General features: G+C 44.4%; 13 protein-coding genes. 7 read left to right on the top strand and 6 right to left on the bottom strand.

Features of this window, described 5'->3' with window-relative positions; all coding sequences use genetic code 11:
• Window positions 1-2 precede the first annotated feature (2 nt).
• Both JQX68_RS05450 and JQX68_RS05445 read right to left on the bottom strand, forming a co-directional pair.
• Window positions 3-1,508 (bottom strand): coproporphyrinogen III oxidase, encoded by a 1,506-nt coding sequence (locus JQX68_RS05450; protein ID WP_147771698.1) that lies wholly within the window; start codon window positions 1,506-1,508, stop codon window positions 3-5.
• A gap of 111 nt (window positions 1,509-1,619) precedes the next feature.
• Window positions 1,620-2,486, bottom strand: coding sequence for a Cof-type HAD-IIB family hydrolase (locus JQX68_RS05445; RefSeq protein WP_014663382.1), 867 nt, complete (start codon window positions 2,484-2,486; stop codon window positions 1,620-1,622).
• A gap of 485 nt (window positions 2,487-2,971) precedes the next feature.
• On the opposite strand from JQX68_RS05445, the gene JQX68_RS05440 reads away from it, so the two are divergent.
• Window positions 2,972-4,045, top strand: coding sequence for a DNA alkylation repair protein (locus JQX68_RS05440; RefSeq protein ID WP_147771697.1), 1,074 nt, complete (start codon window positions 2,972-2,974; stop codon window positions 4,043-4,045).
• Window positions 4,046-4,086: 41 nt separating this feature from the next.
• On the opposite strand, the gene JQX68_RS05435 is transcribed toward JQX68_RS05440, so the two are convergent.
• The gene (locus JQX68_RS05435; RefSeq protein ID WP_003224239.1) at window positions 4,087-4,440 is read right to left on the bottom strand and encodes a YlbF/YmcA family competence regulator; all 354 of its coding nucleotides are present in this window, start codon (window positions 4,438-4,440) and stop codon (window positions 4,087-4,089) included.
• A 92-nt stretch (window positions 4,441-4,532) separates the two neighbouring features.
• Complete coding sequence (locus JQX68_RS05430) at window positions 4,533-5,666, bottom strand: DUF445 domain-containing protein (protein ID WP_014663380.1); 1,134 nt, start codon at window positions 5,664-5,666, stop codon at window positions 4,533-4,535.
• 266 nt (window positions 5,667-5,932) lie between these two features.
• Between JQX68_RS05430 and spaC the strand changes: the two genes are divergently transcribed.
• The 6 genes from spaC (at window position 5,933) to JQX68_RS05400 (ending at window position 10,049) form a co-directional block, all read left to right on the top strand.
• Window positions 5,933-7,024, top strand: a complete 1,092-nt coding sequence (spaC, locus tag JQX68_RS05425; RefSeq protein WP_014663379.1) for a spore coat associated protein SpaC — start codon at window positions 5,933-5,935, stop codon at window positions 7,022-7,024.
• Window positions 7,014-8,375, top strand: a complete 1,362-nt coding sequence (gene yheD / locus JQX68_RS05420) for a spore coat associated protein YheD (protein ID WP_014663378.1) — start codon at window positions 7,014-7,016, stop codon at window positions 8,373-8,375. Before spaC ends, yheD begins: the two co-directional genes overlap by 11 nt.
• A 150-nt stretch (window positions 8,376-8,525) precedes the next feature.
• Entirely contained in the window at window positions 8,526-8,744 is a 219-nt protein-coding gene (locus JQX68_RS05415; RefSeq protein WP_080487948.1) for a YheE family protein, read from the top strand.
• Between the two features lie 212 nt (window positions 8,745-8,956).
• Window positions 8,957-9,160 carry a beta type acid-soluble spore protein SspB gene (sspB, locus tag JQX68_RS05410; RefSeq protein ID WP_014663376.1) on the top strand — a complete coding sequence of 68 codons (204 nt, stop codon included), beginning with the start codon at window positions 8,957-8,959 and terminating at the stop codon, window positions 9,158-9,160.
• Between the two features lie 104 nt (window positions 9,161-9,264).
• Window positions 9,265-9,390 carry a hypothetical protein gene (locus JQX68_RS05405; protein ID WP_014663375.1) on the top strand — a complete coding sequence of 42 codons (126 nt, stop codon included), beginning with the start codon at window positions 9,265-9,267 and terminating at the stop codon, window positions 9,388-9,390.
• A gap of 38 nt (window positions 9,391-9,428) precedes the next feature.
• Window positions 9,429-10,049: an SDR family oxidoreductase gene (locus JQX68_RS05400; RefSeq protein WP_040083585.1), complete on the top strand. Its 621-nt coding sequence runs from the start codon at window positions 9,429-9,431 to the stop codon at window positions 10,047-10,049.
• A 46-nt stretch (window positions 10,050-10,095) separates the two neighbouring features.
• On the opposite strand, the gene bmrD is transcribed toward JQX68_RS05400, so the two are convergent.
• Together bmrD and bmrC are read right to left on the bottom strand one after the other, a co-directional pair.
• The gene (bmrD, locus tag JQX68_RS05395) at window positions 10,096-12,117 is read right to left on the bottom strand and encodes a multidrug resistance ABC transporter ATP-binding protein/permease BmrD (protein ID WP_147771696.1); all 2,022 of its coding nucleotides are present in this window, start codon (window positions 12,115-12,117) and stop codon (window positions 10,096-10,098) included.
• Window positions 12,114-13,871 (bottom strand): multidrug ABC transporter ATP-binding protein BmrC, encoded by a 1,758-nt coding sequence (gene bmrC / locus JQX68_RS05390; protein WP_014663372.1) that lies wholly within the window; start codon window positions 13,869-13,871, stop codon window positions 12,114-12,116. Before bmrC ends, bmrD begins: the two co-directional genes overlap by 4 nt.
• Window positions 13,872-13,961 lie beyond the last annotated feature (90 nt).

Below are 13,961 nucleotides of genomic sequence, written 5' to 3'. Positions count from 1 at the left end.
GATCAGTGCTGCTTTGTCGTTTTCTCAAACATCTGCTCTAAATATTTGATTTTTTCGTCCGTATAGTGTTCGAAGCGCTCATTATACGATTTCGGATCTTTCGGATTCGCAAAATGTGTGATTTTCCCTGTATCCCGATCAATAAATTTACTGGCAGCTCCGCAGCCGATGCCGATAATCGTCTGCACCTCTTCCATAATCATAATGTTGTAGATGCTTTCTTGCCCAGGCAAAGAGTATCCGACGTTTTCAAGGTTTCCAAGAATGTTTTTCTGGCGGTATAAATAATAGGGCACATACCCATGCTCTTTCGTCCAAGCTACCGCGTCTTCCATCATTTGAGAAACCTCTTCCCTGCCGGCGACTTTGTACTTATGCTTGTTTCTCGTCATTTCTGACGCCCGTTTAAAAGAAAGAGTATGAACGGTCAGGGATTCCGGCATCAGCTTTTCCGTTTCTGAAAGACTGTGCCTAAACTCCTTCACGCCTTCCCCAGGCAAACCGATAATCAAGTCCATGTTGATATTATTCATGCCGTGCTGGCGTGACAGATGATATTTCTCAATGGTCTCTTCAACCGTATGGTGCCTCCCGATCGCCTTTAGCGTTTCGTTTTCATAGGATTGCGGATTGATGCTGATCCGGTCAATGTCATATTTGTTTAAAACGGCAAGTTTTTCTTCTGTGATCGTGTCAGGGCGGCCGGCCTCCACCGTAATCTCGCGAATGTTTTTCACATTCGGGAAGGAGCGGACCATTTCTTCATACAGCAGATCCATTTCTTCCGCTGTAATGCTTGTCGGCGTTCCGCCGCCAAAGTAAATGGTTGTCACCTTAACATCATGCTCCTTCAGCCATTCACCGATTTTCTGCATTTCGTAATGCAGCCCCCATAAGAATGAGCCGACTCTGCCCGCCTGTCCTTGAATGGCGTACGCAGGGAATGTGCAATACGCACATTTTGTCGGGCAGAACGGAATGCCGATATAAATGCTGACTTCATCCTTTACTCGGTACAAATCCGGAACTGCCGCCAGCTGACGGTCAACAATTTCCTGCATGAGCTTGATTTTTTCATCGTGAATTAAATAGTCTTTTTTCAATTCAGCATGCGCTTGCTCCTTGGGCATTCCGCTTTGCAGCTTTTTATGAAGCAGCTTTGTAGGCCGGATTCCTGTGAGGATTCCCCACTTCTGCGTGATGCCCGTGTGCGCCTGAAGAAGATTGAGATACACATAAGACATTGTGTTTTTCACTTGCTTAAAAGCTTCTTTTTCATTCAAGCCGGGAGAAAAGGATTTTGTATGCTGCTCCTTTATGCCCGTTCCCTTTACTTCTCCCGAAACCGTCACATGCTCATTCGTTTGTGAGAACGCTAAAGAAATGACAACATCTGCGGGCTCGTCTCCGCCATACACAAGCTCGCACTCTTCATAAAACAAATTTGCAATATTTTGAAGAGGCCGATGCAAGCGGTCATCATGTATGCCTTCTATTTTTATTTGCAACTTCATCACCTAATTTATCAGATTCAAAACTTTCTTTAGTGTACAGAAATAAACCGCTAAAATCAATCCGGCAAAAAAGCCGCCGCACCTATTAGGGCGCGAGCGGCTTTTTTACACACGTTTCATGTGGAACTTATCAAGAAACCCTTTTCGCTGCTGCATTCGGAAATATTCCTTCATCATGTAAGCGACACCTTGCTCGTCATTGGACCTTGTGACCCAGTCTGCCTTTCTCTTCAATTCCGGCACGGCATTCCCCATCGCTACCCCAAGACCGGCAAGTTCGATCATCGGCAGATCGTCATACTGATGCCCAATGGCCACGACATCCTCCATATTCAGGCCCAGTTCTGAAGCGACGAGGGCCAGACCCGCTTCCTTCGAGACGCCTTTCGGAACGATATTCAGCTTCTCATCGTTCACGCGAATCACATCAACCGCAGGGAAAGCTTTTGTAATCGTTTCTGTAATGTCATGCTGAATGTCGTGCTCCGTGTACACCTCGATGACAGGTGCACTCACTGGCTCATCCATGAGGAGATCGCTTAATGATTCCACGAACTGGACTGGATAAAAGATCGGGTCAGACGGATGAATGAGTGCTTTCCCCAATAAATTCGAATTGACCTTCTTTTTGTTTCCGATGGAATACTTTTCGTGAAGAAGCCGAATATTGCATTGGTAGCTCTCCAATACTTGAACAATGTTAAAGGTATGATCATCAGAAATTCTTTTTTCAAAAAACGGGGCGTCTATTTTCTCAGCGATATATGCCCCGCTATGGGTGATCAGCTTGGCATCAAGCTTTAGCGATTTCGCTATTTTCTGTGCTGAACGAAAGTGGCGGTTGGTCACGAGTGTGACGTAAATCCCTTTTTTCTTTACATATTCAATGGCGTCTTTCGTTGCCTGATGAATCTTCCCGTTCGACCGAAGCAGCGCTCCATCTATATTTAAGGCAAGCAATTGTTTTGACACAGAGATGTCCCCCTCCTTGATGACTGTACTTGTGTATAGGATATGACCCTGTCTCTGTGTTTAGAACAACCTTTTCTTAAAGCAAAAAAAGCCTGGCTCAGCAGACTTTATGTATGGCTTGTTGATAGGATACGATCGAAGCAGCCATTCTCCCTAATATCGTTATTTCGATTTACGAAAAATCATGTATCAGGAACCCCTTGTTTGACCAATGATGCGCTCCGAACACTTACTCTCTGTTGCTTATCCCCTCAATATAACGGCATGATATGCGACCGTATCCATTTGAAATAGGTAAGTGTAGGCGCTTTCAATGCTATTATCTCAGTTTTCCTTACCGATGACAAGGGTTTTTTTAACTAAAAAAAGTAATCAGCTTTTGTATATCCCTGGTAGGACTCGTTGTTAATTATTGGGATTCACCACTTGATTTAGAACATACATTCCCATACAATATAAATACTAAACAAAAAAGCGGTGTTGATATGGCTGATTTAAAAGAAATATTTAATGAAGAACTGTTAACTCGTTTGATCCATCATGTAAGGTCATCCTATCCTGACTTTAACAAAGACCAATTCAAGGATACGTTGCAGCTCGAAACCTGGCCTGAATTCACTTTAAAAGAGCGGATGCGCCGCATTACAGTTTCCTTATACGAAACTTTGCCAAAACAATACGTTGAAGCTCTGGCCATTTTACGGGAGACAGCTCCTCATTTTAAAGGTCTCAGCGGAATTTTATTCCCTGATTATGTGGAGCAGTACGGGTTGGCGCATTGGGAAGAATCAATAAAGGCATTGGAATACTTTACACAATATTCGACCTCAGAATTCGCTGTAAGGCCTTTTTTGCTGTTAGACCAAGAAAAAATGATTGCACAATTGCGTACATGGTCTGAGCATGAAAATGAACACGTGAGAAGACTTGCGAGCGAAGGAAGCAGGCCCCGCCTACCATGGGGAAAATCGATACCGGCTTTGAAATCGGACCCTACGCCCGTATTGCCGATACTTGAGAAGCTGATGCAGGACGAGTCCTTATATGTAAGAAAAAGCGTGGCCAACAATCTAAATGATATATCAAAAACGCATCCTCATTTGCTGGAAAAAGTCGCGGATCAATGGTATGGAACACATCCCCATACAGATTGGATTATCAAACACGCCTATCGGACCTTATTAAAAAAGGGTGATAAACAGGCCTTAGCGCTTTTTGGTTATGGAAATGCTGATTCGATACATCTACATGATTTAACATGCCGGCCCAGTCGGATAGCTATTGGCGAAAACCTTGAATTTTCTTTCTATATTCATTCAGACAGGGATCAAAAAGTAAGAATTGAGTACGCAATTGATTTTGTAAAAGCAAGAGGTCAGCGTCATCAGAAAGTATTTAACATAACAGAAACAAATATAAGAAAAAACGAAACGAAGTCATACACAAGAATCCAATCCTTCAAGGATTTGACTACCAGAAAGCATTACAAAGGAATCCATACATTATCAGTGATCATCAATGGAGAGGTAAAAGATTCATTGGATTTCCAAGTTGGCTGATGAATAAAAAATCCCTTCTTTTCCAAGAAGGGATTTACTGATTAGCCTTCAACACTGCCGTAAAGCTCTTCTAAAGGCTTCATAATGATTTTGTTCAATTCACCGATCAGCATGCTCATGCGCTGCTCCGCTTCCATCAGCTGAGAAATTTTTTCGTGCTGCTGTACAAGCGCAACTGTTTTTTGAGCCTGTGTCACTTCTTCTTGTGTAATTTCTTCCCCTGCCATTTGTTTTTGCTGGAGTCTAAGCTGCACATCACGGAAGTTTTCAAACATGCGCTTCGCTGATTCATCTGCGTTCACTTCGTCGTAAAGGTTTTTTAAACGGGTAAACTCTTCGCTCCCGCGTAATGCATTTTCCAGATCATACGCTACATCATAAAAATTAACAGCCATTGTAAATAGCTCCTTTCATCATTGCCGTTTGACATACCACTCCACTATAACAGACTATGGAGCTCCTTTCATTAATCAAAGACCATTTCTTCTTAAAAAAGGATGACAAACAGTGCTTGAACCGCGCCTATCATTCCGCCAAGAAGGCCTCCCAAATAGGTAATCATTTTAAATTCTTTTTTTGAAATGGACAGCACCATTTCTTCAAGACGCTCCACCGGGAACTGATCCACCTGCTCCTTGACGATTTCCTCAAGACGCAACCGTTTAAAGACACTTTCAAGGTTGGCCGAAACCCCTTCAAGCAATTTGTCTAACAGTGCCGGCAGCATGTGCTGGGTCAGCTCAGATTCATAACGAACGGTAAGCGTCCCAATCGTATTGTCGAAGAAAGGAGCAGTCGAAAATGCTTGCAGCACGCTTCGTTTCAAACTGAAAATAAGCGCCCTTGCATTCCATTTTTCGTCTGCTTCATTAAACGTATACTCCCTCAGCTTGCCCCATTCGTTTTTTAAGAGATCAGAAAGCAATTTATTTGTTTCCTCATTCCGCAAAAATTTTAGCAGTTCCGGCAGCACGCGATCCGCCAAGCTTGAATTGCCGAGAAACATTTGCACCATGCTCCCAAGCATGCCGCGCTCTTTTAAAAAGTCATCAATCATATTGCCGAGACGCATTTTCCCTTCATCACTTTCAAAATAACGGACACTCCGTGACAATATATATTCTGAAATCATCGGAATCTTTTCTTCAAGCTTTTCCTGCGCCTCTAAAGGCACCAGCTCTTTTAACGATTGATTCCCGTATCGGCGGAAAAGCTCATGCAGCTTATCATCCGTCCAACTGCTAATCCATGCATCTGCCGCTTCATCAGGACGCTTCACCCCGGCTTTTTCAAGCGCCTCTTTGACTGTCACCTCAGAAAGTGACAGCTTTTGAATCAGCTGTTCCCCCACTTGAAGAGCCTTCGTTTTAGCGGCCTCAGAGACGAGCCGCTTTTTAATGCCCTCAGGGGTTAAGAGATGATTGACCACCACCAGTCCCATTTGTTTTGCAAGCTCATCCCGCCGTCTCGGGATCAGCCCGGGCGTAAAAGGAACTCGTTTCCCAAACAAATAGTACGCTTTATACGGCCTAAACAGCATTTGAATTGCTAAATGATTGGTCACCGCTCCAATGGCAGCACCGATCACGATCATAAAAATAAAGGTTCCTGCAATACCCATTCCTATTCATCTTCCTCCATCTGTGCTTCAGCTTTTTTCATATAGATCATGTACCTATACGTATTATAGAGGCTCATGCAATCACTTAGCAAACAAGGAGACAAATTCCTGTTCTCAGAAAATCAGCTTGTTCTTTTGGAATAGGGCAAGGTAAAGAATCGTAATCTGTAAAGTAGAATACTGTCAGCTGCGTTCGTCCTGAATGTTTTTACCGTAAAGCTGCTGACACCCGCCGGCAGCTTTTGAATAAAAGGGGGAGTCTCATCATGATAACACTCGGTTTTATGTCCTTATCCCGCCAGCATGAAGCGGATTATTCCGCAGAACTGGCCAAAAGAGCACCCGAATTTGGCATACGTTTCGTTCGGTTTACACCATTTGATATTTTACCTGACACCTTGCGTGTCAAAGCATCGGTCTATCATTCCGCCAGCAGCACTTGGAACGAAACTGAAATGGCGATTCCAGATTATATTTATGATCGCTGTTTTTACGGCAAGGATTCACATTCCCAAAAAGCAAAACCGATCGTTGAGTGGCTTAAAAAATATCCGAAAACGGAATTTATCGGGCGGGGGCTTCCCGATAAATGGACCGTCCTTCACGATTTGCAGCAGAATTCTGTAATCAACCCCTATATTCCGGAAACAATGAAGGTGAGCCGCTATGAACAAATTCATTCCTTTTTATCCAAAGAAAAAGCCTGTATCCTTAAACCGGCATTCGGCGCAGGAGGCAGAGGCGTGATTCTTTTGAAGCTGGGCAAGAAAAACATCACCGCTACTTATCACATCGGAAAGGATAAGCAGACAAAAACGTTTTCCAACCAAACTTCTTTTAAAACATGGTGCAAAAAAGTGCTTCAGCATCAATATTTGCTTCAGCCTTACTTAAACATTCAAGATAAGGAACAATACCCTTGTGATATTCGCCTGTTTATGGAAAAAAACGAAGCAGGTGAATGGAATACAGTCGGAAAGGCAGTGAGACGCGGCTATAAACACGGGCTGCTGGCCAATTTGTCAGGCGGATCTGATGCGCTGACATTTGACTCATGGTTTGAGGATATACCGAAAAAACAGCAAGTGGTCTTACTGGATGATGTGTTTTCGATTACCCAATCGGTTCCGTATTATCTTGACGAGCGCTACGGGCCGCTGTTTGAACTTGGTCTTGATATTTGTCTTGCGAAGGACGGGAGAATTTGGATTTTAGATATCAATTCCAAACCGGGCAGGAAGTCAATCCTGCGTGTCTCTCCCGAGCAAAAAGAACAGCTGTACACTTGTCCTCTAAAACGCTGCCAGTACCTGTTTTCTGAGCAAAGCCAGAAAGGAGTTCTTCCGCGTGAATCGTAAACGGTTTTTGATCGGCATAGACAAAACCAGTGAAAACACCCTGTTTCTGCCCTCTTCGCTGAAGCAAGACGGACTTTTGCATGCCGCGTTCGGAACGAAGGTTGTCAGATGCCACGTTGCTTACAGACGGCATCTGGAACAAACCGTGCTTCTCTCTGAAAATCTGTTTCATGAGCTTTTGCTCCCCCACCGAAGCCGGGCCGATATACTGATTCATGATCATACAGTACATATCGGGCCGTTAGTCGGCATCTTTACGGCAGGGTTTACGGTATCTCTTGAGCGACCTTTTAAGGATCGTTCCCTCTTTTTTTCTAAGCTTGTCACATTACATGAGCAAGCCGGAGGCTACTGTTTCGTTTTTGGCGCACATCAAATCAATTGGGAGGAAGGCACGATTGAAGGCCTCCTTTACAGGGAAAACGGCTGGGTGAAAAAAATCGTTCCATTGCCGAATGTCGTTTATGACCGTTTGCCTAACCGAAAAATTGAAGATTCACTTCTCTTGCAACATACAAAAAAGAGACTGATCGATGAATATCAAATCCCATGGTTTAATAAAACGTTTTTCAATAAATGGAGCGTCCATCAATTGCTCGAAAAAGACCCGAGAACAGCTCCTTTTTTGCCTCGATCCGAGCTGACACCGTCTGTAGAGCTGATTGATGAGCTCTGTGATGCATACAAAAAAGTCTATATCAAACCGGCAAACGGGGCACTCGGCACCGGCATTTATCAGCTGACAAGGACAGATGAGAGTCTGACGGTGAAGCACACGAATGACGCCAAAACATTTACTTCCATTGATTATCCTGATGCCGCCGCTTTTCTTGCAGAATTTCAAAAACAGCACAGCCCATCTGACTTTCTCATTCAGCAAGGTGTTGATCTCATCGAATTTCAAGGCAAACCAGCGGATTTCCGTGTCCATACCAATAAAAACAGAAAAGGGAAATGGACAGTAACAGCAATAGCCGTAAAAATTTCCGGAGAAAACAGCATAACAACACATCTTTCTAACGGCGGCACTGTAAAGACACTTGCGGAAGTTTACGATGATCCCGCTGAAAGAGTTGAGGTCATTAAAAAGCTTTCTGCAGCGGCGCTGACTGCAAGCCATGTGCTTCATGATCATATCGAGGGGTTTATCGGCGAGATCGGTTTCGATTTTGGCATTGATCAGAACGGTAAAGTATGGATGTTTGAAGCAAATTCGCGCCCGGGCCGGAGCATTTTTTCTCATCCAAACTTGCATCATGTTGATTCTCTGACAAAACGAAGAAGCTTTGAATACGCGTCTTATTTATCTGAAAAGGCAATCACATCCCCTGAAGCGCTGTGGCCTTCGTAACCTGTCCGCTTTTTTAATAAAGCGGGCTTATCTTTATCCAAAGCTGGGACAAACTGCATCAGTAAGACCCTTCAGTGATGTTATGAAACAGTGATACAATGAACATAAGCCGTTTTAGATTCAGGTCAATTGATACTAAATGTAAGGAGCGTGGCCGTTATGATTTCTCATTTCAGCTGGAAACCTTTGTTCCCAAAAGAAAAGCTGCCCGGATGGAAAATTTCATTTTATTTTAAAGGTACTCATTATGAAGGTATCTATCATAAGAGCGGTGAGATTGAATGGGGAGATTTGTTTCCCGCCCGCGCTGACGAGCCTGCTCTTACAAACGAGATACATGAACTGATGCTTTTTCATATTTATGACTAGCTTAGCCAAATCGGCTAGGCTTTTTTTATGCTTTCTCAACATTTACCATACAATTCTCCGCATGAGTTTCCGGCCATTTTAACATAATACGTAGTAACAAGCCGGCAATGCATTGGGTTACGCCGAGGCGGCAGTGACACCCGAGAAGGGTTCACAGATTGGTGCAACTCCAGTTAACCCAACCATACTAAACAAAAAAGGAGATTTTACACATGGCTAACCAAAACTCTTCAAATGAATTACTAGTTCCTGGCGCAGCTCAGGCTATCGACCAAATGAAACTTGAAATCGCTTCTGAATTCGGCGTTCACCTTGGAGCGGACACAACTTCCCGCGCTAACGGTTCTGTCGGAGGAGAAATCACAAAACGTTTAGTATCTTTCGCTCAGCAGCAAATGGGCGGCAGAGTTCAATAACAACTCAATATATGGCTATAGAGGGCGCGGTTTCCGCGCTCTCTTTATTTTGTCACCCATTTTTCCCACTCCACATATCCTAGAAAGAAAGGGAGGGAATCAGGGTGTCATTTATCACCATTGTGAATTGGGAGCTGGTTCAGTTCGTAAGTGTATCCATGATTCATGAATATGTTTCCCATCGTTCTGTCTATTGGTACAGGTATTCTTTCCCGCGCTGTTCAAACTGAGAACATCCTTTTATAATGAAAGGCGAGGAGGTTTTTTGATGAAAATCGCTTTATTAGGAGCCAGCGGCCGCGTCGGACAAGCCTTTTTAACTCAGGCTGCAGCAGATGAACGGTTTGCCATTCACGCTCTGATCAGATCTCAACATGCTGATCTTCCCCTTCCAAAAGATCGAATCGTCATGGGGAATGCCCGCCGCTTAGAAGATGTGAAAAAAATATTGGAGAATGCCGAAATTGTGATCAGCTGTCTAGGCACAGATGGTGATGATACCTTGTCAACTGCTATGGCACACATTCTCTCCACGATGCAGGAACAGCATATCAAACGGATTATTTCGATCGGCACCGCAGGCATTCTTGATTCCCGATATGAGCCGGGAAAATTCCGGTTTGAAACAAATGAATCGAAACGAAAGCAGACCCGCGCAGCCAAGGAGCATGCAAAAGTATACGAAATGCTTAAAGAATCATCATTAGACTGGACAATCATCTGCCCCACTTACCTCCCGGACGGAACAGCAACCGGCATTTATCGTACGGAGCGTAACGTTTTGCCTGAGGGCGGCACAAGCATTTCAGTCGGCGATACTGCTGACTTTCTATACCGTGAGCTCGTTACAGGAGAGTATGTCGGATTCCGAGTCGGGCTGGCTTATTAACTACATAATCAAAAACCCAAAACACGATTGTTTTGGGTTTTTAGCGTTATGCAATGGAATGTTTCTGTCCCTTTTGCAGTTTATACATTTGATAATATTGGCCTTCTAATGCCATCAATTCCTCGTGGTTCCCTCTCTCAACGATTTCTCCTTTATCAAGAACCAAAATCTGATCTGCATTTCTGATTGTTGAAAGCCGGTGAGCGATGACGAAGGTAGTGCGTCCTTGTTTGACGACATCAAGCGCCTTCTGGATTACGGCCTCTGTCTCTGTATCAATGTGCGCCGTTGCTTCATCTAAAATCAAAATTGCGGGATCAAACGCCAAAGCTCTTGCGAAGGAAATTAACTGCCGCTCGCCAGAGGATAGCGTGCTGCCTTTCTCAATCACGGGTTCATTCATGCCCTTTGGAAGCTTTTTTAGAAGCGGCTCGGCACCAACTTGCCGCAGTGCTTTTTTCATTTCTTCTTCAGTCATTCTTTCGTCATCCAGACTTACGTTAGATCCGATTGTGCCCGAAAATAAGTACGGATCCTGAAGCACAATGCCCATATGAGATCTGAGTTCCTGTCTTGACATGTTGTAAATGCTTTTTCCATCAATCAGAACATCACCTTTTTGCGCATCATAAAAACGAAACAGAAGATTTAAAATCGAGCTTTTTCCTGATCCGGTATGACCGACGAGCGCTACGGTTTCGCCTTTTTGCGCGGTAAAGGAAATATGTTTTAATACCTCCTCACCATCTTGATAGGCAAATGACACATCACGAAACTCAACCCGTCCCAGCGCACGCTCCTTCGCCGGTTGACCTGCTTCTTCCGTATTCTTTTCTTCAAGCAGTTCAAAAACACGCCCGGCGGAGACCCTAGCAAGCTCCAGCTTTGAAAACTGATTGACGATGCCAGTGATCGGCTGAAACAGCCGGTTCAAATAATCGACAAACGCGTACAGCACTCCGATAGAAACAATCCCAGCCGCATTCAGGCTCGCACTGCCAAAATGCCAAATTAGACAGACGAACGCAAGATTGCGGATGACATTGACCAGATTATGGGACATTAAGGAGTTTAAATTCAGCATTCTGTTTTGGAAATAAAAATGTGATTCATTTAATTCCTCAAATTCTCTCATCGTTTCCTTTTGATGGCGGAAAGCCTGAATAATGGTCATGCCTTGGATGGATTCATTCATTTTTGCGTTAATGTCACTGTTGATCGAGCGAATTTTTTGATTGTAATATGAGGCGTATCTTCGGTAAATGACCGACCACAGCCAGATCATCGGCACAATTGCCAGACATACAAACGCAAGCTTCACATCAAGCAGAAACAAAGCCGTGAATATCCCGAACATATAGATTCCGCTTGTCACAAATGTAGAAAGCACTGTGACATATAAATCCCTGATAGCCTCCGTATCATTGGTAATCCGCGCAACGACTTTTCCGGCCGGAAGGTTGTCAAAATATCGAATCGGCATTTTCTGTATGTGCGAAAACACGTCCTGCCTCATCTTTTGAATAATCCGATTGGCGCTCATCTGCAGCAGATAATTCTGTCCGTATTGAAAAAATACCGAAAACACCAGCAAGCCTCCATACAGGCAGATCAGAAACACCATTCCCTTTATTTCCGGCTGATAGAACCCGAAAAGTTCCTGCTTTGTCAGCTTTTCGGCAGTATATGTTCGGCTCACGTCTCCATTTGAAATCGTCAGCTTCCCGTCAGAAACCGTTCTATTCCCGTCGAAGCTGACAGCCTGATCAACAAAATAAAACGCCATTCCCACTTGATAAATATGCGCTTCTTTTGCTTTTGAAACAGGTTCCTGCATTCGGTCCTCTCTGACATATGAGACGCCGTGAAACTGAACGGCATTTTTATCTTTTTCCGCAGCTTCATACCATGTTTTCTCAATGCCGAGGATATGGTCGTCTATCATTTTCTTGCCGATAAACGGCCCGGTCAGTTCTGCACCGACGGCGACAGCTAGCAATAGGACGGCCGTGATTAGCAATTTTCGATAAAGGAGTGCATATCTCCATAACGTTTTTCCTATTTTCATGCCCCTGCTCCCCCTTCTTCCGCAGTGAACAGCTGCTGTCTTTCATATTGTTCCCGGTACCACCCATTATTGGCCAGCAATTCTTGATGCGTGCCTCTCTCTGCAATGACGCCGCCGTCCATCACAAGGATCAGGTCAGCGTGCTCTACAGCGGATAATCGGTGCGTCAAAATAAATGTCGTTTTTCCTTTGCGGTTTTCTCTGATGTTCCTGATAATCGCAGCCTCTGTTTTGGCATCTACAGCGGAAAGCGAATCATCCAGAATCAAGATCTCTGGATTCGCCATAAGTGCTCTTGCAATCGAAATTCTTTGTTTCTGTCCGCCTGACAGTGCCACGCCTTTTTCGCCGACCATTGTCTCCAGACCTGCTGGAAGCATGTGCAAATCTTTTTCAAAGTATGCTTCGGCAATGGCTTGCTGAACCTCTTCATCACTCGCATCCTGTTTTCCGTATAAAATATTTTCTTTTACAGTCCGCGAAAACAGCAAATGATCCTGCGGCACATATCCGATCCACCCGCGGACCCGGTCAAGAGGGATCTGCTGAATCGGCACGCCTGAAAATGTAATGCTCCCTTCACCTGGAGGGTACTGGCGCAAAAGCTGCTTAATAATTGTCGTTTTTCCGCTCCCGGTTTTACCGGCAATTCCGACCGTCTGTCCTTTTCGCACCGCAAATGAAACATCCTGAATATTGCAGCTTGTTGAGCTTGGATATGTAAAGCTGACATTGCTGAAAACGATATCTCCAGGCTCTTTAAGATCAACGGGCCGTTTTGGATCTGTCACGTCCGGTTGAGAAGAAAGGGTTTCATTTACCCGGTCTAATGACGCATTGCCGCGCTGCATCACGTTAATGAGTTCACCAATTGCAAACATCGGCCAAATCATCATACCGAGATAAACATTAAAGGACACAAGCTCTCCAAGCGTCAGTTCGTTCCGGAACACAAGAAACGCTCCGTAGCCGAGCCCAATCAGATAGCTTGCCCCGACAAGCAGCTTCACCGTCGGCTCGAACAGTGAATCAATAAAAGCCACTTTCATATTTTTCTGATAAACATCAGCGGTCATTTCATTAAACCGGCGAACATCGTTTGTTTCCTGTACATACGCACGAATCACCCGCACGCCGGAAACAGATTCCAGCACCCTGTCATTCAGCGCCCCGAACGCATTTTGGGCCTCCGTAAACCGCTCATGAATTTTACTTCCATATAGGCTGATTGCAATCGCCATGACTGGAAGCGGGATAATCGCGGCAAAGGTCAGCTTCCAGCTGATCAAAAACCCCATCGTCAAAAAGATCGTCATCATAAACATCGTAGAATCGACTAACGTCAAGATGCCAAACCCTGTCGTTAAGCTGACGGCCTGAAGATCATTCGTCCCCCGTGCCATTAAATCGCCTGTCCGGTTTTTTTCATAAAACGGCGGCGACATAGTCAGCAGATGCCCCATCAGCTTCGTACGAAGAATTTTCTCCATCAGATTTGCACCGCCAAACAGCTGGTGCATCCAAAAATAAGACATCATATACACGACTGCTGTCAGTACAAAAAAGATACCGATATAAAACAGCAGCCCTTCCTGAGTAAACGCCCCCGATTTCATATCATCTATGGCGTTCCCCAAGAGCTTAGGCGGAAACATTTCAATGACATTGACTGCTAATAAAAGGACAATCGCAATCGTATAGCGCAGCCAGTACGCCTTAAAAAACCAGCCAAGCTTTTTCAATACTGAAAACATCTATCCCCATCTCCTCATCAGCCGCCTTCTATTTTTTCCTTGCAGCTTTTTTCATCCAATTTGGCATGAACAGCCCTCGCCTCTGTATTT

Source organism: Bacillus sp. LJBS06, from assembly GCF_016924995.1.
Taxonomy (GTDB): domain Bacteria; phylum Bacillota; class Bacilli; order Bacillales; family Bacillaceae; genus Bacillus; species Bacillus stercoris.
This window is presented reverse-complemented; position numbering and strand designations above follow the sequence as displayed.